The organism is Asticcacaulis aquihabitans (genome assembly GCF_032490435.1).
Taxonomy (GTDB): Bacteria; Pseudomonadota; Alphaproteobacteria; order Caulobacterales; family Caulobacteraceae; genus Asticcacaulis.
On the sequence record NZ_JAVGWM010000004.1, the window covers coordinates 77,593 to 102,573 of the forward strand.

The following is a 24,981-nucleotide window of genomic DNA, read 5'->3' on the forward strand; positions in this document are numbered from 1 at the left end:
GGGCGCTTTCCCCAAATGTGCCTATAGTTCTGGACGAAAAGCGTTTAGAAATCGAGTTCTTTGTAATGGGCCGATGCCGCCACGCCCGGCAGCTTGTCCGCCAGGAGCGGCCGGAAGCAGGGGCGTGATTTCATGACCATGTACCAGGTCTTGAGGTGCGGATAGCGGGTCCAGTTGATCTCATCGAAATAATCAAGGATTGACAATTGGCCTGCGGCGGCGAAGTCGGCATAGCTGAGTGCATGTCCCGCCAGCCAGTTACGAGCGCCGAGCAGGCTTTCGAAATACCGCAGGTGGTCTTTAAGCGCTTCGCGCCCGGCGCGCATGGCGGGAATGTCCGGGACGCCACCGCCCATCAGTCGCTTTTCCATTTTTTCGTGGAGCAGCAGCGCATTGACCTCATAGTCGAACTTGCGCTCGAACCAGCCGACCAGGCGGCGCGCTTCGGCGCGTTCGTTGACATTGGCTGGCCAGAGACGAATGTCGGGATAAGCCTCCTCGAGGTGCTCCATAATGGCGCGGTCCTCGCAGATGCGATGGGTCTGGCCGCCCGACTCCTGCTCAGGCATCTCGACGAGAATAGGCAACAGCCCGGACGGGTTTAGCCGGAGGATGGTATCGTCCGGTTCCCAGTAGCGAACCGGGACCTCTTCGAAGCTGAGTTTTTTTTCGCCCAACGCCAGGCGAATCGTCCGGGAATGCGGGTCGAAGGCGAAATGGTAAAGCTGGCGGGTAAAGGCGGTCATTGCGGACACTTATGCCTTATTCGGCGCGCTTAAGTCAAAACCTGTTGGGGCTTCTTCACCGAAAACGCCGCCATGCGGCTCTGCAAGCCCCTGAGGGTCGGCATGGATCAGAATATCGGCATTGGGAAAGACGTCCAGCAGACGCTTTTCGGCCCCGATGATGATCTTGTGCGCGGCGTCCAGCGACAGGGTCGGCGACATTTCAACGTGCGCCTGGATTAGAATATAGGGCCCCATCAGGCGCGTGCGCAATTGATGGACGCCCAACACCTGCGGGTCTTGCGCGATCAGGTCTATGATGCGGGCAACGTCTCCATCTTCAAGCCCGCGGTCCATCAGGTGATCGGCCGCTTCACGCAGGACCTTAAGCGCGCCCCAGACGAACCAAGCCGCCATGACGAAGCCGGCGATGGCATCCATCTGCACGAAGCCCAGGGCGGCTGCGACCACGCCGATCAGGGCGATCGAATTGCTGACCAGATCGGTGACATAGTGCATGCGGTCGGCGGATATGGCGACCGATTGGCTGCTTTTCAGCGCCAGGTTCTGAAAGAAGACCAGCCCGATAGTCAGAATGATGGAAACGATCAGCACACCGATAGCCAGGCTGGATTGCGTAACAGGCTCGGGATTTTTCAGATGCTCCACGCATGACTGCATGATCAGCGCTGCCGAAGCAAAGACCAGTCCGGCCTGGACCAGGGCGCTGAAGGCTTCCGCCTTGCCGTGGCCGAAGGGGTGCTCCTTATCCGGCGGTGCCTTGGCATATCGCACGGCGGCGAATGTGATCAGGGAGGCCAGAAGATCCAGACCCGAATCGGCCAGAGACGCTAGGATGGATTGCGACCCTGAAAAATAGAGGGTGATTCCCTTCATCACCACCATGACACAGGCGACGACGACCGAAAGACTCGACGCCAGCAATACCAGATTGCCCGAAGATGGCGGAGCAGCGGGCGGCGGCGGTGTGGATGGGCTCATCTATCTGTCTTAGCACTTCGCCTGTGGCGTGCAAGTGTGTGGCGCATGACGCAGGTCAGTAAAAAGGTGTTAACAAAACGTAAAAGTGGGTTGGAGCTCGGCGACGAACCATGTAGCGTCGGAAATAATCAATCTTGATAATTCCGTCGGCTTTCGTTTCGTTATTTGCACAGGGACACGAGTATGTCACGCGTTTGGATTAGCCGCAGCGAGGCCTTGGCACGTCTTGAGGTCAAGCCGCAAACCCTCTATGCCTATGTCAGCCGCCAGCGGATCGCGGCAAAAAGCGATCCGAGCCACCCGCGTATGAGCCTCTATGCGCTGGACGATGTCGAGCGGTTGTCGCGCCGCGCACCCGGCCGAATCGCTCGCGCGTCGACGGCACCGTTGCCGATGCAGACTCTATCGGGCGGTACAATCACTCGCGGTGAGGCCGCTATCGATACCGAAATCGCCATCACGATCGACGGTCACCACTATATTCGCGGCCGCGACCTCGTCGATCTGGCAGCGACGGAGAACTATGAAGCCGTGGCCGCGCTGTTGTGGCGGTCGGAAAGCAATAACCCGTTTGGGCCGTTGAAGCCGCGTCCCGATGTCAACTTTCCCGGCGGACCGCGCACCCGTGTGCTGTCCATGCTCAGCCGTCGCCTGGAAGAAGACGCTTTGTCGGACGTCGATCCTCAGCGCGACCTCGCCCTGGAAGCGGCCAGCCTGGTCAATGAAATGTTCGATTCGGTCACCAATGGCGGCCCGCGTCTGTTCTTCCACCAGCGCCTGGCGCGGGCATGGAAGGTCTACGACAGCAAGGATGTAGACCTGTTGCGCCGTGCGCTGGTCTTGTCGGCGGATACCAGTCTCGACGAAGCCACGCTGGCGGTGCGTGTCTCTGCCGCGACTCTGGGGCCACTGGCCATCGCCGCTATGGCGGGATTTGCCACCTTAACCGGACCGCGCCTGGGCGGACGTATTTCGCGCGCCGAATCCTATGTCACCCAGGCGCGCCGTACCGGCAATCCGGTGACCCTTGCCAAGTCGCTGCTCGATAAGGGCCTCGAACTTCCGGGGTTTGAAAAGGACCCGTCGCCATCCGAGCCGCTGCGCGCCCGCGCCCTGATCGATGCCGCCCCGCATATGGGCGAAGACCTCAAGACAATCCTTAAGGTCGGTGAAGACCTGACCGGCCAAAGTGTCGGTATGTCGCTGGCTCTCGCCCTGATCGGTCGCCACCTCGACCTGCCACGTGAAGCGCCGATGACATTGTATGGCCTGGGCCGCAGCGCCGGATGGCTGGCCCACGCTATCGAGCAGATGCAGACCGGTGGATCGCCCAAGGCGCGCCTGCGTTACATCGGTATCCATCCCCATTCGGCGGGGTGACCGCCTGCCGGCAATCGGGGAGTGCGGAAATCAGCATCAGTGTTCGCACGTGCACAAATTACGTTCGAAAATTGCGCGAATGACGATTTCCTTTGCTGAAGTTTCCCTCTAAGACTGTCGCGTCTTAGAGGGTTTTCTCATGCATTATCTGTTGGCTGCGCTTCTCGGTCTGATCGAAGGACTGACGGAGTTCCTTCCCGTTTCCTCAACCGCGCATCTATTGATCGCCGAAAAGCTGATGGCCTTTAGTGATCCGGGCGGCAATTTCGCCGTCATGATTCAGCTGGGTGCCATCCTGGCCGTCGTCGTGCTTTATTTCCAACGCCTCTTCAAGGCGGTGATTTCCATTCCGACCAGCGCAGACTCCCGCCGCTTCGCCATCAGCGTGCTGGTCGCCTTCTTCCCGGCGGTCATTATTGGCGTAGTGGTGAAAAAATCCGGCCTTCTGAGCGCCATTTTTGAAAACGTGCCGTTAATCTGTGTTGCCCTGATCGTTGGCGGCATTGCCTTGTGGGCGGTCGACAAATTTGCGCCCAAACCTGTGTATCACGATTCAGCAGCCCTGGACGTCAAGACGTCGCTTCTGATCGGCCTGTTTCAATGTATGGCCATTATTCCCGGCATGTCGCGCTCGGGTTCGACCTTGATCGGTGCCATGGTGTGCAAGGTGGACAAGAAGGCCGGGGCCGAATTTTCATTCTTTCTGGCCATCCCGACCATGCTTGGCGCATTTGTCGTCGAATTCGCCGACAGCCACAAGCTGCTGACCACCGATCAATACGGCCTTATCGCCATCGGCTTCGTCGTCGCCTTCCTGTCCGCCCTGCTGGTCATCAAGCCGTTTATTGGCTTCGTGCAAAAGCGCGGCTATGGGCTCTTCGCCCTGTGGCGCATTCTGGTGGGTGTCGGCGGCCTCGTCTGGTGGTTCGGCTTTGCCCACGTGGGCTGATCAGCCCTTCAGATCGTCCGGCACGCGGCCGCCGCCTTCTTCCAGCTTGCGCATCACCGCCTTGTGCAGCCAGATGTTCATATGGGCCGTATCGCTTTTGTCGCCGATATAGCCCAGCTCATCGGCCAGTTGACGGCGGTGTTCCAGGCTGGAATCGAGCCCGACCAGCTTCATCAGGTCAACGATGGAGTGACGCCAGTTAAGCGCCTCGCCGGCTTGCTCGGCCGCTGTGTCCAGAATGGGCGCGACATCGACCAGCTCCGTTTCCAGTATGGCCGGCGTCGCCATGGTAGTGGCCGGAGCGATGGCCGAGGTATGGACCGGTGGCACGGGCGCGGCCATGGTCGGCGTGCCCGGCGATTGCAATTGCTTGTGAAAAATGAAATCGCGGATCGTGGTGAACAGGCCCATGACGTAGCTCCTTATGATATTACCTATATAGGCTACGCCCGGCGGATATAAAGATGCGATTACGGTTTGCGCCTGTGCAGCCGCTCATAAAATTTGGGCACGGTGTCGCTGGCCTGGCGGGTGGCCATATCGCGGACCCTTTGTTCGGCACCGGCGATCAGGTCCGGAATTAGTTTGGCCTCTGGCAGGTTCTTCCAGTATTTCTTAGGCATTTCCGTCTGCATCATCTTTATCTTGAGACGGGCTGGATTGAAGATATTGGCAAAATAGGTGCGCCATAGGTCGTCGGCGTCATCCTGGATGTCAGGCTTGTCTGCGGGAGCGTCGCAAAACCGGATATCTGTACCGTCCCACGATATCGCGCCCTTGGGTGTCGCGATCAGCCAGTCCATGTCGGCAAAACGGCGGCGAAAAAAGCCGGCGTTACGGGCGACGATGAAATGGTCGGGCTCGAACCATGATACAAAGGCGCGGCGTTCGTTGTCGCTGGGAATTTCCTTGAAGCGAACGAAGGCGTGCATCTTGTGGCTATCGCGGTGGACGGACCGGTCAAACGCGTGAGCGCGGGCCACATCTGGATCGGATCGGATGTGCAGCAAGGTATTTTCGGTCTGCAATCGCCACAGCAGACGATAAGCCAGATCGAAGCGCGACGGATCGCTATGACAGATCAGGCTTTCGGCCAAAGGCAGGAACGCCTTGGGCACCGATACCGGCACGGTCCCGCCCATGGGCGGCGTTGCGGGCGCCGAAAACAGATCGGTGCCGGCGGCGTCTTCACCCACCCATTCGATATCGCGCGGCGCCACGCCCTGGCTCAGTAATGCCCGCGCCGCGGTTCGCCATTCCTCGAAATCGCCACGCGCCCGCAGAACGATCCTCACAGCAAAACCAACTGCTGAGGTTCCGGCACGAATAGACTGCGCAAATCGCTGCGGTCTATCAGCTTGAGCGGCGACCAGCCGCTGGCGGTGACGAAGGCCTGGACCTTTTTCACCGACACCTTCAGACGCGCCAGGTCGTCCATAGCCAACCGCTTGAACCGCCGTGCCGACAGGATGGCCTTGACGGTCTTTGTGCCGAAACCGGGCACGCGCAGGAGCATCTCCTTGTCGGCGGTATTGATATCGACCGGAAACCGTCCACGATTTTCCAGCGCCCAGGCCAGTTTCGGATCGATGGTGAGGTCCAGCATACCGTCCGGGCGTCCGGCGGTGATTTCTTCGATGCCGAAACCGTAGAAACGGTAGAGCCAGTCGGCCTGATACAGGCGATGTTCGCGCACCAGCGGCGGCTTGATCAGCGGCAAGGCCTTGCTGGCGTCGGGAATAGGGGAAAAGGCTGAATAATAGACGCGGCGCAGTCGATAGTCGTCATACAGACCGGCGCTTGTCCCCAATATGGTGGCATCCGACGCCTCATCGGCGCCGATGATCATCTGGGTCGATTGACCGGCCGGCGCGAAGGTCTTGCGGCGACGGGTCCGCAGCGTCGGTTCGCCTGCTTCGTCTATTTTCGTTTTCAACTCGCCCATGGACCGGCGAATATTGCGCGGGTGTTTTTGCGGGGCGAATTTCTCGACCCCGGCATCCGTCGGCAGTTCGATATTGATCGATAGGCGGTCAGCGAAAAGCCCGGCCTCTTCGATCAGCTTCGCCGAGGCGTCCGGAATCGTCTTGAGGTGGATATAGCCGCGGAAATTATGTTTCACGCGCAAATCGCGCGCGATGCGCACCATTTGCTCCATGGTGTAATCCGAATCGCGGATGATGCCAGACGAAAGGAACAGGCCCTCGATATAGTTGCGGCGGTAAAATTCTAGCGTCAGCCAGACGACCTCTTCCGGCGAAAAGCGTGCGCGCTCGACATTGCTCGATGACCGGTTGATGCAGTAGGCGCAATCATAGATGCAGAAATTGGTCATCAGAATCTTGAGCAGCGAAATGCAGCGGCCGTCCGGCGCATAGGCGTGGCAGATGCCCGACCCTTCGGTGGACCCCAATCCTCCCGACCCCGATGAATCGCGTCGAGTGGTCCCGGACGAGGCGCATGACGCGTCGTACTTGGCCGCATCGGACAGAATGGCCAGGCGCGCTTTCAAACTCTTTTTCATAATTGTTCATGATATGTTCTGTTTGCGAATGCGTCAATCCATGTATGGTAGGCACCATGAACGATATCGTGATTGTGTCCATTGCCTGCGCGAACGAAGCGGAGGCGCAAAGCCTGACCGGATTGCTGGTCACCGCCCGTTTGGCCGCATGCGTGCAAAGTCATGAAATCCGCTCGGTTTATCGCTGGAAAGGCGAGATCGACCGCGCAGATGAAATCATGTTGACGGCCAAGACCCTTTCCGACCGCCTGCCGATGCTGGAAGCCCTTGTCAAGCAGCACCACAGCTATGACGTGCCGGAAATTATCGCAACGCCGGTCGTCTGGGCCAGCGACACCTACGCCGCATGGCTGCGGGACGCCCTCGACTAGGGTTTGCGGAATTTCAGCGTCATGCGGTCCGATTCACCGATGGCGTCGTATGTCTGGCGCTCCGCGTCCGTCAAGGTGCGGGTATTGTCCTTGCTCTGGCGCACCGGCGGGAGGGTCCAGACACCGAACGGGTGATCGCGCGTATCCTTTGGATTGGCGTTGATTTCCGATCGGCCGTCGAACACGAATCCTGCCTTTTCCGCCGCCTGGATGACATAGGATTCCGGCACGTAGCCAGTTCCCGCCTTCGGGTCAGCGCCGTCCGGCGCACGATGTTGCTCCACCGCCAATATGCCGCCTGGTTTCAGGGTGGTGTAAAAGATTTTCAGGTAGGTATCGGTGGTTTCGTCCTGGCGCGCCCAGTTATGGAAGGCTCGGGCCACCAGCAGGAAGTCAGCTGAATTGGCCGGCAGGTCGCTGCCTTGCGGCGTTAATGTCTTGGCCGATACGTCGCCGTAGATGGCTGTGTTGGCCACTTCCTTCCAGAATGTCTCATCCTTCGGGTTACGCAGGGCGGCGATGTAATGCCCACCGGTCGCCTTGGCGTAAGGTGCCAGGATTTCGGTCCACCATCCCTTGGCGCCGGGGTCGATCTCGACGATGGTCATGCCGGGCTTGAGCCCCCAGAAGGCCAGCGCCTGGGCCGGATGGCGGTAGGCGTCGCGCGCCTTGTTGACATCGCTGCGCCAGGCACCGTTTATCGCGGTGGTCAGGGCTGCGTCGTCGGCGACGGCGGGCAGGCTTGTGCACAGGCTTGCGGCGGCAAAGGCGGCGATCAGGGTACGGCGGGCAATCATGAGGTCCTCCTGTTTTGCGAAGCCTTAGCAAGACTGGCGGGCTGTGTCTTGTCACAACGCCGTCAGGACGATACACACAGGCGGAAATCAGCGAGGTTGTTCATGACAGAGATTTCGGGCATCTGCCCGCCCCAGTTCGCCGCCGTCAAGGATGCCTTCGCCGCCAATTTCGCCAATGGGCTTGAACGCGGCGCGCGCTTCACCGCTGTGATCGCCGGCCAGACGGTTCTGGATATATGGGGCGGCAACGCCGATCGCGAAGGTGCCGTGCCGTTCAGCGACCAGACCCTGACGCCGATATTTTCAACCGGCAAGGCGGTCATGGCGACGCTGATCGCGCGGTTGGTGGACACGGGCAAGCTCGATTACGAGACCGCCGTGGCGCATTACTGGCCGGAATTTGGCCAGAACGGCAAATCGCGCATCACGGTCGGGCAACTGATTTCCCATCAGGGCGGTTTGCCCGGTTTCTCTCCGCCCCAGGACCCCAGCATCTGGTTCGATGTCGACGCCACGCTGAAAGCGTTGTGCGCCCAGGCGCCGCTGTGGACGCCGGGCGAGGGGTCTGGTTATCATCCCATCGCCGGTGGCTACCTGCTGAATGAGTTGCATCGCCGCGTAGATGGCCGGACCATGGGAACGGCGTTGCGTGAAGACATAGCCGAACGCTTTGGCCTGGATCTCATGATCGGCACGCCGGATGCCTATGCGTCGCGCATCTCGGTCATGCAAAAGCCGACCTCCGCGCCTGATCTGGGGACGCTCGATGCCATCAAGCAGGCGGCATTCCTCGATAAGGGCTCAGCGCCGGCCGGCAAGGGTTCGGCCGATTGGCGACGCATGGAAATTCCATCCGCCAACGCCCACGCCACGGCATTGGCACTCGCGGATTTCATGCAGATCATCGCCAATGGCGGGCAATTGAAGGGCCAGAAACTTCTGTCGGTCAATACCCTGGGCCAGGCGACGCGCGAACGCGTCTATGGTCAGGACAGGGTATTGCCGTTCAAGCTGGCCTGGGCGGCGGGGTTCCTGCGCAACACCGGGATCCGCATTTACGGTCCGAACGAACGCGCCTTAGGCCACAGCGGTTGGGGCGGATCATGCACCCTGGCCGACCCGGAGCGCAAGCTCAGCATTGGCTACGTCATGAACAAGCAATCAGCCTATCTGATCGGCGATCCTCGTCCGGTCGGGCTGATCAATGCCCTATACGGCTGCCTGTAAGCTCGCCTACGCCTCCAGCGGCTTGATCGCCTTCAGCCGACGCCAGGCGCCGAAGGCGAAGACGAGGGCGCCCAGCCAAATGAAGGCGAAGGATATGCCGCGCAACAGGGTGAAGGTTTCGCCCTGGAACAGACCGATGACGAGCGTGCTCGTCGGCCCGATAAACTGGATGAAGCCCATGGTCGATAGGGGCAGGCGGCGGGCGACATAGGCGAACAGGACCAGTGGCAGGACGGTGACGGGGCCGGTCAGGACGAACCAAAAGGCCTGGGACGGCACAAAGAAATGGCCCTGTCCGGTGCTTTCGAACCAGATGAGATAGATCAGGGCCGGCAGGAAGAGATAGGCGCACTCGACAAACAGCCCCGCCAGGGCGGGGATAACCAGTTGCTTGCGCAATATGCCATATGACCCGAAGGTGGCGGCCAGGAACAGCGCGATCCACGGCACGTGGCCGATGGCCAGCGCCTGAATAACGACGCCGACAGCGGCCAACGCGATCGCTCCCTTACCCCAATTGTCCAGCCGTTCTTTGAACAGCACCGCGCCTGCGGCCATGTTGAGCAAGGGATTAAGGTAGTAGCCGAGCGAGGTTTCTATCGTGTGGCCATTGGTCACCGCCCAGACATAGACACCCCAGTTGCCGGCGATGAGCAGCGAGGTAACGGCCAGCATCGTGCGCAGGTGAGCGGATTTGAAAGCCGCGAACACCTCCGGCCATTGCCGGGTCATGAAGACCAGGCCACCGGCCCAGATCAGCGCCCATAGCGAGCGGTGGGCGATGATTTCGATCGCGCCGCCGCCGAAATGGTGGATCGGAATGTAGAACAGCGGCACGAACCCCCAGATCAGGTAGCACATGACGGCTAGATTGATGGGCGAAGTGACGGGGTTGGACGTCTGGGACGACATATCGAATATCCAGAAAGAAAAAACCGGCGGAACCTTTTCGTTCCGCCGGCTTACAAAAACTTACAGTGCGAAGTTTCTTAAGCGTCTACGGAAGCGATCACACCGCGTTCATCGAGCAATTGCGCAATCTGTACGGCGTTGAGCGCCGCGCCCTTGCGCAGGTTGTCGGCCGCGCACCACAGCGAAATGCCGTAAGGCACGGTGGTGTCGTTGCGAATGCGCGAAACGAAGGTGTCGAATTCCCCCACGACTTCGATAGGGGTGACGTAGCCACCGGCTTCACGCTTGTCGATAACCTGGATGCCCGGCGCTTCACGCAGGATCTCGCGGGCTTCGCGTTCATCGAGCGGATTGTGGAATTCGATATTGATCGATTCCGAATGGCCGACGAAGACCGGGACGCGCACCGCGGTCGGCACGACATCGATCGTCGGATCGAGTATCTTGTGCGTCTCGACGATCATCTTCCACTCTTCCTTGGTGTAGCCGTCGTCCATGAAGACGTCGATGTGCGGAATGACGTTGAAAGCGATCTGCTTGGTGAATTTCTTCGGCGTCTTGTCGCCCATGCCATAAATGGCCTTGGTCTGGTCCCACAGCTCGTCCATGCCCGCCTTGCCGGCGCCGGCCACCGACTGATAGGTCGATACGACGACCCGCTTGATCTGGGCGGCGTCATGCAACGGCTTCAGCACGACCAGCATCTGTATGGTCGAACAGTTAGGATTGGCGATGATATTCTTTTTCTTGCAGTCCCAGATCGCGTCAGGATTCACTTCCGGAACGATAAGCGGCACGTCCGGGTCCATGCGCCACGCCGAGGAATTATCGATGACGATGGGGCCGGCCTTGCCGATCTTTTCCGACCACGCCTTCGACACATCGCCGCCGGCGCTCATCAGGACGATATCGACCTTGGAAAAGTCGAATGTTTCGAGATCAACGCATTTGAGGGTTTTTGTTCCGAAGGAAACCTCAATACCCACCGATTTACGCGAAGCGACCGCGTAAATGTCCGAAACGGGGAAGTTCACTTCTTCGAGGATCGTCATCATTTCACGACCCACGGCGCCGGTGGCGCCGACAACGGCGACCCGATAACCCATAATGCTGCTCCTTGATAATCTGCGGCATCGAAATCCGCCACGGGCAAATGACGCTTTTTGCCCGCGATTACAAGGATGAATTGACGAATTAGCGGCGAATGTCCGCGCTTTGACGATTGGCCACCTTGAAATCAGCGCAGAGCGGCGACGTTTTGCAGGCCTGACCGATTGGCCGAGCGCAGCACGCCGTCAAGCGCGCCAATCAGGGCTTCTGAGGTGAACGGCTTGGGCAGCAGACCATCGCCGCCCGCTTCGAAGCTCTGCTCCGCCTGGGCGCAAGCTTCGGCGCACCCCAGGAACAGGATGGGCGTATAGGTGAGGTGATGGCCATCCTCGACCTGACGGATTTCACGCGCGGCCTGAAGGCCCGACATGACCGGCATTTCCATATCCATCAGGACGGCGTCATATTCGTTGACCTGATAGGCTTCGACGGCTTCGCGGCCGTCTACGGCGAAATCGACGTCTATGCCCGTCGTCGCCAGCATGAGATCGATCATTTTGCGCAGGGTGGAATTGTCTTCGACGCACAAAAGTCTCATAGCCATACTCCTCCTGAAGGGCGCGGTTACGCTGACGGATTCGCGCCTGTAACAATGTTATACAATCCGTGTCTTAGTGAAATCTGAACACACATTGTTTTTTTATACGGTCCCGGATTGGGAAAATGACCGGGCCGCACATAGGCATGTGCATGAGCCATGCCTGGAACGGTTTGCCTAAGGGTCGGTCACGTAAATGTGTGAAGTCGGGTTATGAACAGGGACGTGGTGATTATCGGGGGCGGACCGGCGGGCGTTGCCTGCGCCATATGGCTTAAAAAACTGGGCGTCGATTGCCTGCTGCTGGAAGCCTCCGGACGATTAGGCGGCCTGCAGACGCGCAGTCCCTATGAAAACCTGTGGATTCCTGGTGTTCAGGGCAAGACCGGGCAGGCGGTTGCCGCCAGTCTGGAAGCCCATGCCCTAGCATTGGAGATCGATATGCGCCTGAATAGCCTTGTGCTGTCCGTAGACGGCTTACGCGTGGCGACAGCGAATGAGATTGTCGATGCACGGTTCATCGTCATGGCCACGGGGTCATGTCCGCGCGCGGCCGATTTCAAATCGGCGCGGACCGTCGCCATCGGACCGGGCGAACCGATGGAAGCGCTGGAGGTATCAGGCCGCCGGGTGGCCATACTGGGCGGTGGCGACAATGCCTTCGACCAGGCCCGTTTCGTGCGGGATCGCGGCGGCCAGGTAACCATCTTTTCGCGTACGCCGCCCCGGGCACAGGCGGGGTTGCGAGCCCTTGTGCCGGATGTGCCCGTCGTGGTCGGACCTTATAAGGCGGATCAGGCGGCAATGACGGTCAATGACAGGCCGTTCGACGCTTTCGGCGTCATGTTCGGTTTCGAGGCGGTAATCCCCGCCGGTATGTCCCCGGAATTGGAAAATGGCTACGTCGCCGTCGATCGCCAGGGCCGAACCTCCCTGCCCGGTGTCTATGCCTGCGGCGAAGTCACCGACTTCTGGCATCCCTGCGTCACGACCGCCACGGCGCACGGCATTCAGGTCGCCAAACAGATCTCACTGTCCCTGATAGGTTGTTAACGCATCCGCAGCATTTTTTTGACGCGATTTTAAACCGGATCGTCTATGGTGCTGCCAAAGAAAAGTGGTGGTGGCTGAATTTTCGATGCCGAATATCAGATCCGAGTACAAGCGCCTGTTGAAATCGGGCGAGATCAAGCCTGATGCGGCGCAAAAATCAGCCATTGAAGCGCTGGTCGTACTCGAACGTAAAATCCGCCAGAGCCGGGCGACATGGCGCCGCCTGCTCGGTATTCAGCCCCGCGTGTGCGGGCTGTACCTGTGGGGACCGCCGGGGCGCGGCAAGTCCATGATGATGGACCTTTTCTACAACAATATCAAAAAGGTCACCAGGCGGCGCGTTCACTTCCACGCCTTTATGGCGGAGGTGCACCATAATATTCGCCTGTGGCGCGAAAGCGATGCCAAGACGCGACGGATCAATTTCGGCACGCCCGGCTTCGGACGCAAATGGGGCGACGATCCGATTGCGCCGGTCGCCAAGCTGATCGCCGATCAGACCCAGCTTTTATGCTTCGATGAGCTTCAGGTTACCGATATCGCCGACGCCACCATCCTGTCGCGCCTGTTCGAAGCCCTGTTTGCGCGCAAGGTGATCCTGGTCGCCACCTCCAACCGGCCGCCGGACGACCTCTACAAGGACGGCCTGAACCGCGAACATATCCTGCCCTTCATTGCCATGATCAAGGCGCGCACGCAGGTAGTCGAAGTGGCGGGCCCCAGGGATTTCCGCATGGACCGTCTGCGCGGCGCCAAGACGTGGTTCTGCCCGTCCAGCGATCCGCAGGCCGTGGCCGGTTTTAACGTGCTATGGAGCGACATGAAGCACCTGATGACGGAGATGGAGTGCGTCCTGACCGTCAATGAACGCAAGATCCGCTTCGCCCGTGCCGCGGGTCCTATGCTGCGCGCCACCTTCGCTGAGCTGTGCGGCGCGGCCAATGGTCCCGCCGATTATCTCGCCGTAGCCGACCGCTTCACCACGGTGTTTATCGACCATGTTCCGGTGCTGTCACCGGCCAATCGCAACGAAGCCCGGCGCTTCGTCACCCTGATCGACGCCCTGTATGAAGCCGGGGTCAGGACGGTCATTCTGGCCGATGCCGAACCAGCCCAGCTTTACCCCGCGGGCGACGGCGCATTCGAATTTGAACGTACGGTATCGCGCCTGGAAGAAATGCGATCGGAAGATTATATTAACCGCGCAGGATAGGGCTATACGGCCAATATACGCTGCGCCTGCTCCAGATGCAGGCGTTCGACCATTTCTCCATCGACCGAAACGACACCCGCCGCACTGCCGTCGAAAGCGTTGACCACAGCTTGCGCCCATGCCCGTTCCGCCGCCGACGGACTGAAGGCCGCCTCCGCGCCCGCGATCTGCGACGGATGAATCAGGGTCTTGCCATCAAAACCGAGGCTGCGGCCGTGTTCGCATTCGGCCATAAATCCGGCTTCCTCTCTGAAAGCATTATAAACCCCGTCCAGGACAACCCGGTCGCGCGCCCGGCCATGCAGGACGATCTGCGACAGGGCAAGTGCGATGTCCGCCCGGCCGTCCATTGGCCGCGTACGCAAATCCTTGCGCAGGTCATTCGGGCCGGCGATCAGGCCTCTGAGCGGTAAGGCAGCGATGGCGCTCAGATTGACGACGCCGCGCGCCGTTTCAATCATGGCCCACAATGGCACGCCCGGCCAAACATGGGCGACGCCTTGGATATCTTCGACGTCATTGACCTTTGGGATGACAAGACCGCCGATCGGCAGTCCGGCCAGGGTCTTATGAATGGCGTTGAGATATTGCGGATGAATGCGGACCAGGATGGTCTTGGCCACAAACGCGCCGCGCAATGTGTCCGCCAGTGTGGTCAGGGCGCTGTCGCGTTCGGCGTCGCCCACGGCGTCTTCAAGGTCGAAGATCAGCGCATCGCAGACCAGCGTCGCGGCCTTGGCCATGGCCCGCGCGTTGGCGCAAGGGATAAACAGGACGGAACGGTACATGGTGGCACTCCCTTTGGCGATCACAGACCGTTTATAACGCTGTGACGGAGAAAGCTCTTGTCAGAAAAAGATAGGATCCCCATATTACCTCTACGCCCGCCGTGGCAAGCGCTACGGCTGACCAAATATTGAAACAGGGGTTTCACCTATGAGCGATATGGACACAAACTACGTAGCCTTGCCGTCCGTCGAAGAACAAGCGAAGGATATGGGCCTGCGCAATTTCCTGATGGGCATCTATCAAAAGATGGCTCTCGGTCTTGTGCTGACAGGGGCAATGGCGTGGGCCGTTGCCAATACGCCGGCCGTTGCGCAACTGCTTTATAGTTTCCGAGGCGACGTTGTCACGGGTTACACACCGCTGGGCTGGATATTCGCCTTTGCACCGCTGGGCCTCAGCTTCATTTCCGGCATGTTCATGAATCGCCTGAATGCGGCCGTTTCGGGCGCCTTCTACTGGGTGTTCGTTGCCGTCATGGGCGTCTCGCTGTCGTCGATCTTCCTGCTCTATACAGGCATTTCGATCGCTAACATCTTCTTCATCACCGCCGCCACCTTCGGCGTGGTGAGCCTGATCGGCTATACCACTAAGGTCAACATGACCGGCTGGGGCGGCTTCTTCTCCGTGGCCGTTCTGGGCATGATCATTGCGGGACTGGCCAATGCCTTCTTCTTCAAGAGCGGCATTATGATGATGGCCATGTCGGCAATCGGCGTGCTGCTGTTCTCGGCTCTGATCGCCTATCAGACTCAGAGCCTGAAGCAGATGTATTATGCGGTTGGCCAGGCCTCCGCCAATCATCGTGCGGCCCTGACCTACATCGGCGCCATCAGCCTCTATGTCAGCTTCATCAACCTGTTCCTCAGCCTGCTGCAGCTGTTCGGCGGCCGTCGCTAAGCGAACAAGAGCTAAATGTGAAACCCCGGAAGGCGACTTCCGGGGGTTTTTGTATCTGCGTATGGGGACTACAGCACGTCGAATTTGCGTTTGTCGAGCACGGCCAGCACGGGCCCCAACTCGCGGCCCCGTTTCAGGATCAGGCCGCTCTGGTTATAAACGGCAAAGGCGCCCTGCTTGCGGGCCAGGGCCGGGCGCTTTTCGATGCGGTATAGGGGGGCTTCGCTGGAGCGGCGGAAAATGTTGAAAGCCACCGCATCGGGCAATTGATCGATGGCGTAGTCGCGCCAGTCTCCGGACGCCACATGCTGACCATACAGCCGCAGGATCAATTCCAGTTCCTTGCGCTCGAAGAAGACGGGGCCCTTGGGGCTGGCGGCGCCGTTGAAAGCGCCGCTGAAATCCTGAATACTCATAAGCACAAGACTCTTGGATGAAATTCCAGAGGGGATTACGCCCCAAGCGTCTGAATCGCGCAAGTAAATTTGTCGCGCGAAACCGATCTGCCAATTGTATCCGATCTTTATGGGATCGTTATGAAATGGTCGTGGAATGACCTCAATTTGGCCCTTTCGGCGCCGGGTTCCGCAGCGATTATCTACCTGTCGGCCAAGGGCTACGTGCTTTGGGTTCCCCCCTGAACAGCCCCCCCAGCCCCCGGGAATTCGAGTACGCCTTGGCCGGCAGATATTTTCTATCCCTGAGATTTCTTCCCCTGAGATTCGCTGGCGCTGTCACCTTTGGTGACGGCGTCTTTTTTATGCCGTCGCCCACAATCCGATATCGTGGCGCGGCATGGCTTCGAAATAGGGCAGGGCTTCGATCCGCCCCAGCCAAGCTGAAATCTGCGGATAGGGCGTCAGGTCGATCCCGCCTTCCGGTGCGTGAGCGATATAGGCGTAACAGCCCAGATCGGCCAAGGTCACAGTATCGCCGACCAGCCAGTTCTGTTCCGCCAGATGCAGGTTCAGCACGGCCAGAAAATCGTTACCCATGCCTTGGGCGGCTGAGATATCGAACGGGGCATTGAATAGGTTGATGCGTCGCGCCAGGGCCAGGCCGTAGGCGATCGGACCAGAGGTCTTGGCCAGCCATACCATCACCTGGCCGAACAGGGCCGCATCGCGGGGCAGCAGCGTGCCGTCGTCATAGGTCAGACCCAGATAGGTCAGGATGCCGACGGAATCCCAGATAACCTTACCTTGGTCGTCAATCACCGGCACCTGACCGAAGGGGTTCATCGCCAGGAAGGCGTCGCTCTTCTGTTCCTTTTCGCGCAGGTTGACCTCGATCAGCTCGTAAGGCAGGTCGAGCGCCTTCAACGTCAGCAAGACGCGATGCGCGTTGCCCGACAGGTGCATGGAATAGAATTTGATCGGTTGACTAGGCTTGGTCATGTATGGCCTCAGGCGAACAGGTGAAACAGAAAGAACAATAGGTCGGCGAACAACAGGCAATAGAAGGCGGTAATTGCCAACCGATAGCCCATCAACACGATACGGGCGTACAACGGCATGGTTACATTGTCATCCGACTGGAATATGTCAGCGGAGACGGCATGGCGCAGGCTGTAATTTTCCCAGAAGCCGGGTTTGTGCCAAGTCGAGGGCGTGCGTTCGAAATAGTAATCGCGGTAGGTGCGATGGGCCAGAACCGCAATCAGCCAAACAAAAAGGGCGGCTATAATCGATACGGTGATCAGATTTAGCCCCCAATCCATCGGTCAGCCGGCTTTCAGATGAAGCAGCACCCGCATTCCCGCATCGGCGAGGACGAACACAGACGGGCCGATCATGGCGATGGCCAGGAAGCGCCACGCGCCTCCGTTACGAAGGGTGAGGATCCCGACGCCCAACGCGATCAGGGCCGCCAGCAGGCTTTCGATTGCCAGGACATTACCGGCCGACGCGTCCGGCGCCGGCGCCAGGTTGAGCACAATGGCAAAAAAGGCAGCAGCCAGGCCCGCGACGGCGATCAATGTGGCGCGATGTTTCATGACCTGTCTTACTACGGCAGCGAGCGGACGCAAATCATCTGCGTCGCGTCGTCAAAGAAAAAGCCTTCCAGCCGGGCGGCTGGAAGGCTTCTTTTATACAGATCGCCGTAAGGCTTATTCCGCCGCGTCGCTCGTGACGACACCGCGTGCCAGGTTACGCAGGACGTACGGCATGACGCCGCCGTTCTTGTAGTATTCCAGTTCCGTCGGCGTATCGATGCGGCAGCGGACCGGGAAGCGGGCGACCTTGCCATCCGATGCCCGGAACAGCTCGACGATCAGTTCCTGGCGGGGCTGGAGGTTTTCCAGACCGCGAATGGTGACGATTTCCTCGCCGGTCAGGCCGAGCTTGGCCCAGCCGTCGACCTTGAACTGCAGCGGCAGCACGCCCATGCCGACGAGGTTCGAGCGGTGGATGCGTTCGAAGCTTTCGGCGATGACGGCGCGGACGCCGAGCAGCTTGGTGCCCTTGGCGGCCCAGTCACGCGACGAGCCGGTGCCGTATTCCTTGCCCGCGAAGACAACCAGGTTGCGGCCTTCGGTTTGGTAGCGCATGGCCGCGTCGTAGATCGACATGACGTCGCCCGACGGGAAGTGCTTGGTGACGCCGCCTTCGATTTCCGGGGTCATCTTGTTGCGGATGCGGATATTGGCGAAGGTGCCGCGCATCATGACTTCGTGATTGCCGCGGCGCGCGCCGTAACCGTTGAATTCCGAAACGGGCACGCCGCGGTCGATCAGGTACTTGCCGGCGGGCGAAGCGGCCTTGAACGAACCGGCAGGCGAGATGTGGTCGGTGGTGATCGAGTCACCGAAGACGCCCAGAACGCGGGCTTCGACGATATCCGTGACGCGGTCAGGCGTCATGGTCATGCCGTTGAAATAAGGCGGGTTGGCGACGTAGGTCGATGACGCGTCCCAACCGTAGGTCTGACCACCAGCGACCGGAATGGCCTGCCAGTGCGTGTCGCCCTTGAAGACGTCGGAGTAACGGTTGGCGAACATCGCGTTTGTGACGTGCTTGCGTTGCAGCTCGACGACTTCCTGCGTGGTGGGCCAGATGTCCTTGAGGTAAACCGGTTCACCGTTGGAACCGGTGCCGATCGCGTCCTCCGACAGGTTGATCTTCAGCGAGCCAGCCAGGGCGTAGGCAACGACCAGCGGCGGCGAAGCCAGGTAGTTGGCGCGGACGTCCGGGTTGACGCGGCCTTCGAAGTTGCGGTTGCCGGACAGGACCGACGCGGCAACCAGGTCGCCAGCGTTGACGGCGGCCGAGATGGCTTCCGGCAGCGGGCCAGAATTGCCGATACAGGTGGTGCAGCCATAGCCGACCAGGTTAAAGCCCAGGGCATCCAGGTCTTCGGTCAGACCAGCGGAGTTGAGGTAGTCGGTGACGACCTGCGAACCGGGCGCCAGCGAGGTCTTGACCCATGGCTTGACCTTTAGGCCGAGGGCGCGCGCCTTGCGGGCGACCAGACCGGCGGCGATCAGGACGGAAGGGTTCGAGGTGTTGGTGCACGACGTGATGGCGGCAATGACGACGTCGCCATGACCGACATCGAAGTCCGAGCCTTCGACCGGGACGCGCTTGGCTTCGTCTCCGGCCTTGCCGAACTCGCCTTGCAGGGCGGAGGCGAAGGCCGAGGCGGCGTCGGACAGAAGAACGCGGTCTTGCGGACGCTTGGGGCCGGCCAGCGACGGCAGGACCGAACCGAGGTCGAGTTCGAGCGTGTCGGTGAACACCGGCTCATGCTCGGGCTCCAGCCACAGGCCTTGGGCCTTGGCATAGGCTTCGACCAGGGCGACGCGTTCCGGCGTGCGGCCGGTTTCGGCCAGGTAGTTGATGGTCGGTTGCGAAATCGGGAAGAAGCCGCAGGTGGCGCCGTATTCGGGGGCCATGTTGGCGATGGTCGCCTGATCTTCCAGGGTGAGGTTGACGAGGCCGTCGCCGTAATATTCGACGAACTTGCCGACGACGCCCTTCTTGCGCAGCATCTGGGTGACGGTGAGCACGAGGTCGGTGGCGGTGGCACCTTCCGGCAGCTTGCCGGTCAGCTTGAAGCCGATGACTTCCGGGATCAGCATGGGGATGGGCTGGCCCAGCATGGCGGCTTCGGCTTCGATGCCGCCGACGCCCCAACCGAGGACCGACAGGCCGTTGACCATGGTGGTGTGGGAGTCGGTGCCGACGACCGTGTCCGGATAAGCCACTTCGCCGCCGTCAGCGACATTGGTCCAGACGGTCTGGGCCAGGTATTCCAGGTTCACCTGGTGGCAGATGCCGGTGCCGGGAGGCACGACGCGGAAGTTGTTGAAGGCGGAAGAGCCCCAGCGCAGGAAGTTGTAGCGTTCGATATTGCGCTCATATTCGCGATCGACGTTCTGGGTGAACGAGGTCGGCTGGCCGAAATAGTCGACCATGACCGAGTGATCGATGACCAGATCGACGGGGTTCAGCGGGTTGATCTTCGCCGGATCGGCGCCAAGCTTGACCATGGCGTCGCGCATGGCGGCCAGATCGACAACGGCCGGAACACCGGTGAAATCCTGCATCAGGACGCGGGCGGGACGGAAGGAAATTTCGTGTTCGACGCTGCCCTTGTTCTTGGCCCAGGCAGCCATGGCGCGGATGTCGTCGGCCTTGACCGTATCGCCATCTTCGTTGCGCAGCAGGTTCTCAAGCAGAACCTTGAGGGAGGCGGGAAGCTTGGAGACGCCATCCAGGCCGTTGGCCTCGGCCGCCTTGAGATCGTAATAGGTGTAGATTTTATCGCCGACTTTCAGTTCGGCTTTTGACTTGAACGTATCAACGGAAGACATATACGCAGTGTCCTTCTCAAATTAACCGCCCGGCCGCCCCGATGGCGACCGTAAATACAAGAACGCGCGTGAATGAGGGACGCACAGGGTCTCGACATTGCGCTGCAATACCTTGAAGGCGGAGCATCTGCCTTCTAAACTTCTTATTTGTTTTCGTCTATGTAAGCCGTAAGGCGAAAAGGGTTATTTTTATGGGCGTGAGTCTGAAGGTGAGGGAGCTATCCCTGAAGAAGGGATATAACCTTTTGATTCATAATTTGAATTTTGACTTATTGCCGGGCCAGGCGATCAGTCTGACGGGTGAAAATGGCGTCGGAAAAACAACGCTTTTGCGCACCCTGGCCGGCTTTCTGACACCTCATACCGGAACGATCCGTGCGTATGAGAATGATGTGCAGCTTGAATCGGAAATCTGGCAGAGTCGCAAGGTCCATTTCCTCGGGCACCACGACGCCTTGAGCCCGTCGCGCACCGTATTGCAGGAACTGCGGTTTCAGGCGGATTTTCTTGGAGGCGATCTGGGCGGCGACCTGGCGGGTATCGGCACACTCAGGCTGGATACCCTGCTCGATCTGGAAACGCGCCACCTGTCGGCAGGTCAGAAACGCCGTCTGTCCTGCGCCCGGTTGTTGATGGCCAAGCGTCCCCTGTGGTTGCTGGATGAGCCGATGGCGCCGCTCGATGTCGATCATCGCGCCTTGCTCGGCAGCCTGATGCAGGCGCATCTGGCCGATGGCGGCATGATCATCGCCGCCGTGCACGACGCGCTGCCGTTCAATACCCAGGCCCTGCGCCTGGAGCGGCCGACGATGCAGGATCGTGAGGCGGCCTGTGTCTGATTTCCGTCGCGCCGCCCTTGCCCTCATCACACGTGACCTGGGTCTGTCGCTCACCCGTGGCGGCGGTCCGCTGCTGGCGGTTGGCTTCTACCTGACTCTGATGGCGATGATCCCTTTAAGTCTCGGACCCGATCAGGCTGTTTTGTCGCGTATTGCCGCCGGCCTGACCTGGCTGTGTCTGGCGCTGTCGAGCCTGCTGTCTCTTGAGCGCCTGTTCGAGCGCGACTACGAAGATGCCGTATTCGATACCTTGCGCCTTGGTCCTTTGCCGCTTGAACTGATCGCCCTGCTGAAGGTTTTGAGCCAATGGTTGGGCACCGGTGTGATCTTGTCGCTAATGACGCCGGTGGTGATGATTATCCTGGGGGCGCCGGCGTCCCTGGCGCTAATGGGGCTTGTCTCCGCCTGTCTCGGATCGCTGAGCTTCGCTTTGATCGGCGGCATCGGCGCCTCGCTGGCGCTGGGGTCGCGCAAGGGCGGCGTCCTGATGGCCTTGCTGGTTCTGCCGTTCTATGTGCCGCCGGTGATTTTCGGCGCGGGATTGATGCAGGCGACCCAGACGGGGGCTTCGCCGGCCCAGGCTTTGGCCTTTCTCGGCGCCTATGCCCTGTTTGCCTTGGCTCTGGGGCCTATCGCCATGGGCGCGGCATTGCGCGGCGCCTTGAGCTGAGCCCTACCAGGGCAGAAAGCGCGTCGTCTTGATGTGATGTTCGCGATAGACGCTTCGGCGGCTGGCGCCAAACCAGTAGCGAGACGGAATGCTTAGGCCCACCATGACAAGAACCGCGCCCTTGACCAGCATCTGCATTTGCGATTCTTCTTTAACGAAATACCAGATGGCAACCATCGTGGCGACCATGGCCAGGGTCGCAATTGCTGCGATCCAGCGGCAATCCTTGCGCATCTCGACATAGTAGATGGTGAAGGTCACCAGGGCGATCACGCCCAGAATAAATAGGTTGAACAACATGCTGCGCCTCCCAGCGTGCCTCCATCCTACTCGAAAACCGGAAGGAACTGGTTAACGTGCGACGGCGCGTCCTCTTGCCCAAAAACGCCAAAACCCCTATGTGCGAAGCATGATCAATTTCCTAGCCAATCCGGAACGCTTCACGCGCCTTACGCGGCCCTTGCGCCCATGGCTGGCCGGCCTTGCGGGCCTGCTGTTCGTCTGGGGGCTTTATCTCTGTTTTGCCTCGCCCGAGGATTACCAGCAGGGCGATACGGTGCGCATCATGTACGTGCACGTCCCGGCCGCCTGGATGGGCCTTGCCGTCTATGCTGCCATGGGGATGGCCAGCTTCTTCGGCCTGATCTTCCGTCATTCCCTGGCCGATGCGGCGGCCAAGGCGATTGCCCCCATCGGGGCGGTGTTTACGGCGCTGGCCCTGGTCACTGGCGCTTTGTGGGGCATGCCGATGTGGGGCACGCCGTGGCAATGGGATGGCCGCATGACGTCCGAGCTGGTGTTGCTGTTGTTCTATATCGGCTATATCGCCCTTCATGCCTCGATCGAGGATGAGGCCCGCGCCGCGCGCTCGACCGCCATCCTGGCCATGGTCGGTCTGGTCAATCTGCCCATCGTGCATTTTTCGGTGCAGTGGTGGAACAGCCTGCACCAGGGCGACTCGATTTTCGTCAAGGGCGGCCCGACCATCGGTGCGCCCATGCTGTGGCCGCTGTTCGTCATGGTCGCCGCCTATCATGTGCTGACGGCTTGGCTGTTCCTGGTGCGGCTCGATTCTGAAATTCTCGCCCGCAAGTATCGCGCCCTGCGCGCGCGTCTGAGCTTCAACTAGGGAGATCGTCATGGACCTCGATATGGGCAAATATGTCGTTTTCGTCTGGGGCTGCTATGGCGCAACCGCACTTGGCTTGGGCGGGCTTATACTGGCGTCGCTTCACACCCATATGCGTCGCCGGAAGGTGCTGGAGGCGCTTCAGGCCGCGGCCGATGAGGTCAGGAAATGAAGCGCATTCTGGCTTTCGCGCCGCTGGTTTTGTTCGTCGGCCTTCTGGCGGTTTTGGGCTACTACAATTTCCATAAGAAGCCGCAATCTGAATTGCGCGCCATGGTCGGCAAGTCTGTGCCTGGCCTTTCGCTGACCGATTTGCAGGATGGGACGCAAACGGAGCTTAAGGGCCTGGTCACGGCATCGGGCAAGCCGGTGCTGGTCAATTTCTTCGCGTCGTGGTGTGCGCCCTGTATCAGCGAAAATCCGCAACTGATGGCGCTGAAGGCCAGGGGGATCACGATCATCGGCATCGCCTGGAAGGACGAGCCGCAAAACACGCTGAAATTTCTGGCCCAGCATGACAATCCGTTTGCCCGCACCCTGACCGATCCGGACGGCCGGATGGCGCTGGCCTTTGGCAATTCCGGCGTGCCGGAAACCTATATCATCGCTCCGGACGGCACGATCACCGATAAGATTACCGGCCCGATCGTGCCGGCGACGTTGGATGAGGTCTATGCAAAGGTCGGCGGAAAGTCGCCGCCTCAGTAATGCGGCGGCCGCGTCACCGGCGGGGCATCGCCGGCGCCAGACTCGACGTTTTCAACGCGTTCGCCCAACCGCCCCAGCATACGGCGCATCTGATCGATGATCTTCCATTGTTCGGCCAACTGATCCGACAACTCGTCAATTGTCTTGACCTGATGGGCCACTGTTTCTTCCAACGCGGTGACGCGGTCCTCAATCATCTCTGGAATCATCTTTGGCCCTCGCTGTTGCGGAATGGGTCGAGGGGATAGGTGCCGAGGATTTCGACATCGACAGCAAAGAAGTTGAGTTCTTCCAGAGCCTGTTTCAGGCCATTGTCGTTCGGCCGCCCTTCGACATCGCAATAGAAGACCGTCGAGGCGAAGACGCCGTTTTCGATATAGGATTCCAGTTTGGTCATGTTGACGCCATTGGTGGCGAAGCCACCGAGCGCCTTGTACAGCGACGCGGGTATATTCTTCACGCGGAAGATGAAACTGGTCATGCAATCGACATCGGGCGCGTGGGCGACCACGCGGTCTTCCGTCGTCAGGATGAGAAACCGCGTGGTATTATGTCGGGCGTCTTCCATGTTGCGGCGGAGGATTTTGAGGCCGTACAGTTCAGCCGCCGGTTCCGGCGCGATGACGGCCCGGTCCAGTTCGCGCGTCTGTGACAGGGCGCGGGCGGCGCCCGCCGTATCGTGGAAAACTTCGGCGGTGATGTTCAATTCGCGCAGGGCGTTTCGGCATTGCAAGAGCGCCATGGTGTGCGACGCGGCAACCTTGATGTCTTCCAGTTTGGCTTCCGGCACTGCCATAAGCATCATTTCGATCGGCAGGAAGCGCTCGCCGATGATCTTCAGGCCGGAATTCGGCAACAGGTGGTGAACATCGGTGACCCGTCCGGCCACGGAGTTTTCGATCGGGATCATGCCCAGTTCACACGCGCCCTCGCGGACAGCCGCGAAGGCGGCTTCGAAGGTCGGGAACGGAGTCGGGGTAAAGTCGCCGAACCAACGCTTGATGGCCTGATGGCTGAATGCCCCGGGCTCGCCCTGATAGGCGATCTTGCGATGGGTCTGCACGTTCATTTAGGTAACCTTCTCCGTCGAAAATGCCAAAGCCCGGAGAGCTTTGACGGGCAGGGTCGCGCGCCCCGCCATCAAGTCCCCCGGCCGCTAAGCGCTCAGGCTTCGCACGGATGAGACGTCAAGGCGATTGGGCGGCAAAGGGTGCGACGAAATGCCACTATCATGCCACTTTTGGCACTTCGGTGGCATTTCGTCGCTTGCGCAAATGGCGGTAGCGTGTCAGAGAGCCAAAGGCAAGTAGATGAATGCGCGTTGCTTGCGCC

Annotated in this window: 30 protein-coding genes; 12 read left to right on the forward strand and 18 right to left on the reverse strand. The window is 60.0% G+C overall.

Annotation, left to right across the window (positions count from 1 at the left end):
• Window positions 1–44: 44 nt before the first annotated feature.
• On the reverse strand, window positions 45–746 hold the full coding sequence (gene fzlA, locus RCJ00_RS14715; RefSeq protein WP_316222887.1) for an FtsZ-binding protein FzlA: 702 nt from the start codon (window positions 744–746) through the stop codon (window positions 45–47).
• Between the two features lie 9 nt (window positions 747–755).
• Window positions 756–1,727: a cation diffusion facilitator family transporter gene (locus RCJ00_RS14720; RefSeq protein WP_316222889.1), complete on the reverse strand. Its 972-nt coding sequence runs from the start codon at window positions 1,725–1,727 to the stop codon at window positions 756–758.
• Window positions 1,728–1,910: 183 nt separating this feature from the next.
• Here RCJ00_RS14720 and RCJ00_RS14725 point away from each other — a divergent pair, with 183 nt between their 5' ends.
• On the forward strand, window positions 1,911–3,107 hold the full coding sequence (locus RCJ00_RS14725; protein ID WP_316222890.1) for a citrate/2-methylcitrate synthase: 1,197 nt from the start codon (window positions 1,911–1,913) through the stop codon (window positions 3,105–3,107).
• A 139-nt stretch (window positions 3,108–3,246) separates the two neighbouring features.
• Window positions 3,247–4,056 (forward strand): undecaprenyl-diphosphate phosphatase, encoded by an 810-nt coding sequence (locus tag RCJ00_RS14730; RefSeq protein WP_316222891.1) that lies wholly within the window; start codon window positions 3,247–3,249, stop codon window positions 4,054–4,056.
• Here the strand turns inward: RCJ00_RS14730 and RCJ00_RS14735 are convergent, their stop codons facing one another.
• From RCJ00_RS14735 to RCJ00_RS14745, 3 genes are read right to left on the reverse strand one after another with little or no spacing between them, the layout of a single operon-like run.
• On the reverse strand, window positions 4,057–4,467 hold the full coding sequence (locus RCJ00_RS14735; RefSeq protein ID WP_316222892.1) for a DUF3597 domain-containing protein: 411 nt from the start codon (window positions 4,465–4,467) through the stop codon (window positions 4,057–4,059).
• Between the two features lie 59 nt (window positions 4,468–4,526).
• Window positions 4,527–5,351 carry a TIGR03915 family putative DNA repair protein gene (locus RCJ00_RS14740; RefSeq protein WP_316222893.1) on the reverse strand — a complete coding sequence of 275 codons (825 nt, stop codon included), beginning with the start codon at window positions 5,349–5,351 and terminating at the stop codon, window positions 4,527–4,529.
• Window positions 5,348–6,580: a putative DNA modification/repair radical SAM protein gene (locus tag RCJ00_RS14745; RefSeq protein ID WP_316222894.1), complete on the reverse strand. Its 1,233-nt coding sequence runs from the start codon at window positions 6,578–6,580 to the stop codon at window positions 5,348–5,350. The genes RCJ00_RS14740 and RCJ00_RS14745 overlap by 4 nt, the downstream gene beginning before the upstream one ends.
• A 56-nt stretch (window positions 6,581–6,636) precedes the next feature.
• On the opposite strand from RCJ00_RS14745, the gene cutA reads away from it, so the two are divergent.
• Window positions 6,637–6,951 (forward strand): divalent-cation tolerance protein CutA, encoded by a 315-nt coding sequence (gene cutA, locus RCJ00_RS14750; RefSeq protein WP_316222895.1) that lies wholly within the window; start codon window positions 6,637–6,639, stop codon window positions 6,949–6,951.
• On the opposite strand, the gene RCJ00_RS14755 is transcribed toward cutA, so the two are convergent.
• Window positions 6,948–7,748: a class I SAM-dependent methyltransferase gene (locus RCJ00_RS14755; protein ID WP_316222896.1), complete on the reverse strand. Its 801-nt coding sequence runs from the start codon at window positions 7,746–7,748 to the stop codon at window positions 6,948–6,950. The genes cutA and RCJ00_RS14755 overlap by 4 nt on opposite strands.
• Before the next feature lie 102 nt (window positions 7,749–7,850).
• Here RCJ00_RS14755 and RCJ00_RS14760 point away from each other — a divergent pair, with 102 nt between their 5' ends.
• Window positions 7,851–8,975 (forward strand): serine hydrolase domain-containing protein, encoded by a 1,125-nt coding sequence (locus RCJ00_RS14760; protein WP_316222897.1) that lies wholly within the window; start codon window positions 7,851–7,853, stop codon window positions 8,973–8,975.
• A gap of 6 nt (window positions 8,976–8,981) precedes the next feature.
• Here RCJ00_RS14760 and rarD read toward each other — a convergent pair whose 3' ends face one another.
• From rarD to RCJ00_RS14775, 3 genes are all read right to left on the reverse strand, one after another.
• A complete protein-coding gene (gene rarD / locus RCJ00_RS14765; RefSeq protein ID WP_316222899.1) occupies window positions 8,982–9,887 on the reverse strand; it encodes an EamA family transporter RarD in 906 nt (301 codons plus the stop codon).
• 77 nt (window positions 9,888–9,964) lie between these two features.
• Window positions 9,965–10,993, reverse strand: coding sequence for an aspartate-semialdehyde dehydrogenase (locus tag RCJ00_RS14770; protein WP_316222900.1), 1,029 nt, complete (start codon window positions 10,991–10,993; stop codon window positions 9,965–9,967).
• 131 nt (window positions 10,994–11,124) lie between these two features.
• Window positions 11,125–11,535 (reverse strand): response regulator, encoded by a 411-nt coding sequence (locus tag RCJ00_RS14775; RefSeq protein ID WP_316222901.1) that lies wholly within the window; start codon window positions 11,533–11,535, stop codon window positions 11,125–11,127.
• Window positions 11,536–11,748: 213 nt separating this feature from the next.
• Between RCJ00_RS14775 and RCJ00_RS14780 the strand changes: the two genes are divergently transcribed.
• Together RCJ00_RS14780 and zapE are read left to right on the forward strand one after the other, a co-directional pair.
• Complete coding sequence (locus RCJ00_RS14780) at window positions 11,749–12,588, forward strand: NAD(P)/FAD-dependent oxidoreductase (RefSeq protein ID WP_316222902.1); 840 nt, start codon at window positions 11,749–11,751, stop codon at window positions 12,586–12,588.
• A gap of 85 nt (window positions 12,589–12,673) precedes the next feature.
• Window positions 12,674–13,801: a cell division protein ZapE gene (gene zapE / locus RCJ00_RS14785; RefSeq protein ID WP_316222903.1), complete on the forward strand. Its 1,128-nt coding sequence runs from the start codon at window positions 12,674–12,676 to the stop codon at window positions 13,799–13,801.
• Between the two features lie 2 nt (window positions 13,802–13,803).
• On the opposite strand, the gene RCJ00_RS14790 is transcribed toward zapE, so the two are convergent.
• On the reverse strand, window positions 13,804–14,589 hold the full coding sequence (locus RCJ00_RS14790; RefSeq protein ID WP_316222905.1) for an HpcH/HpaI aldolase/citrate lyase family protein: 786 nt from the start codon (window positions 14,587–14,589) through the stop codon (window positions 13,804–13,806).
• 148 nt (window positions 14,590–14,737) lie between these two features.
• On the opposite strand from RCJ00_RS14790, the gene RCJ00_RS14795 reads away from it, so the two are divergent.
• Window positions 14,738–15,487 (forward strand): Bax inhibitor-1/YccA family protein, encoded by a 750-nt coding sequence (locus RCJ00_RS14795; RefSeq protein WP_316222907.1) that lies wholly within the window; start codon window positions 14,738–14,740, stop codon window positions 15,485–15,487.
• Window positions 15,488–15,555: 68 nt separating this feature from the next.
• Here the strand turns inward: RCJ00_RS14795 and RCJ00_RS14800 are convergent, their stop codons facing one another.
• The 5 genes from RCJ00_RS14800 to acnA form a co-directional block, all read right to left on the reverse strand.
• Window positions 15,556–15,903: a DUF2794 domain-containing protein gene (locus RCJ00_RS14800; protein WP_316222908.1), complete on the reverse strand. Its 348-nt coding sequence runs from the start codon at window positions 15,901–15,903 to the stop codon at window positions 15,556–15,558.
• 342 nt (window positions 15,904–16,245) lie between these two features.
• Window positions 16,246–16,884 carry a glutathione S-transferase family protein gene (locus RCJ00_RS14805; RefSeq protein ID WP_316222909.1) on the reverse strand — a complete coding sequence of 213 codons (639 nt, stop codon included), beginning with the start codon at window positions 16,882–16,884 and terminating at the stop codon, window positions 16,246–16,248.
• A gap of 8 nt (window positions 16,885–16,892) precedes the next feature.
• Complete coding sequence (locus RCJ00_RS14810) at window positions 16,893–17,207, reverse strand: hypothetical protein (protein ID WP_316222910.1); 315 nt, start codon at window positions 17,205–17,207, stop codon at window positions 16,893–16,895.
• 3 nt (window positions 17,208–17,210) lie between these two features.
• Window positions 17,211–17,483: a hypothetical protein gene (locus RCJ00_RS14815; RefSeq protein ID WP_316222911.1), complete on the reverse strand. Its 273-nt coding sequence runs from the start codon at window positions 17,481–17,483 to the stop codon at window positions 17,211–17,213.
• A gap of 114 nt (window positions 17,484–17,597) precedes the next feature.
• A complete protein-coding gene (acnA, locus tag RCJ00_RS14820) occupies window positions 17,598–20,303 on the reverse strand; it encodes an aconitate hydratase AcnA (protein WP_316222912.1) in 2,706 nt (901 codons plus the stop codon).
• 191 nt (window positions 20,304–20,494) lie between these two features.
• Between acnA and ccmA the strand changes: the two genes are divergently transcribed.
• Window positions 20,495–21,142: a heme ABC exporter ATP-binding protein CcmA gene (gene ccmA, locus RCJ00_RS14825; protein ID WP_316222913.1), complete on the forward strand. Its 648-nt coding sequence runs from the start codon at window positions 20,495–20,497 to the stop codon at window positions 21,140–21,142.
• Window positions 21,135–21,812 carry a heme exporter protein CcmB gene (gene ccmB, locus RCJ00_RS14830; RefSeq protein WP_316222914.1) on the forward strand — a complete coding sequence of 226 codons (678 nt, stop codon included), beginning with the start codon at window positions 21,135–21,137 and terminating at the stop codon, window positions 21,810–21,812. Before ccmA ends, ccmB begins: the two co-directional genes overlap by 8 nt.
• A gap of 3 nt (window positions 21,813–21,815) precedes the next feature.
• On the opposite strand, the gene RCJ00_RS14835 is transcribed toward ccmB, so the two are convergent.
• Window positions 21,816–22,112, reverse strand: coding sequence for a hypothetical protein (locus tag RCJ00_RS14835; protein WP_316222915.1), 297 nt, complete (start codon window positions 22,110–22,112; stop codon window positions 21,816–21,818).
• Between the two features lie 109 nt (window positions 22,113–22,221).
• Between RCJ00_RS14835 and ccmC the strand changes: the two genes are divergently transcribed.
• The 3 genes from ccmC to RCJ00_RS14850 are packed head-to-tail and all read left to right on the forward strand — an operon-like array spanning window position 22,222 to window position 23,649.
• Window positions 22,222–22,941: a heme ABC transporter permease CcmC gene (gene ccmC / locus RCJ00_RS14840; RefSeq protein WP_316222916.1), complete on the forward strand. Its 720-nt coding sequence runs from the start codon at window positions 22,222–22,224 to the stop codon at window positions 22,939–22,941.
• Between the two features lie 10 nt (window positions 22,942–22,951).
• Entirely contained in the window at window positions 22,952–23,113 is a 162-nt protein-coding gene (gene ccmD / locus RCJ00_RS14845; RefSeq protein WP_316222918.1) for a heme exporter protein CcmD, read from the forward strand.
• Window positions 23,110–23,649: a DsbE family thiol:disulfide interchange protein gene (locus RCJ00_RS14850; protein WP_316222920.1), complete on the forward strand. Its 540-nt coding sequence runs from the start codon at window positions 23,110–23,112 to the stop codon at window positions 23,647–23,649. Before ccmD ends, RCJ00_RS14850 begins: the two co-directional genes overlap by 4 nt.
• On the opposite strand, the gene RCJ00_RS14855 is transcribed toward RCJ00_RS14850, so the two are convergent.
• Together RCJ00_RS14855 and RCJ00_RS14860 are read right to left on the reverse strand one after the other, a co-directional pair.
• Window positions 23,643–23,846, reverse strand: a complete 204-nt coding sequence (locus RCJ00_RS14855) for a SlyX family protein (protein ID WP_316222921.1) — start codon at window positions 23,844–23,846, stop codon at window positions 23,643–23,645. The genes RCJ00_RS14850 and RCJ00_RS14855 overlap by 7 nt on opposite strands.
• 8 nt (window positions 23,847–23,854) lie before the next feature.
• Window positions 23,855–24,718 (reverse strand): prephenate dehydratase, encoded by an 864-nt coding sequence (locus RCJ00_RS14860; RefSeq protein WP_411267550.1) that lies wholly within the window; start codon window positions 24,716–24,718, stop codon window positions 23,855–23,857.
• Window positions 24,719–24,981: the final 263 nt, after the last annotated feature.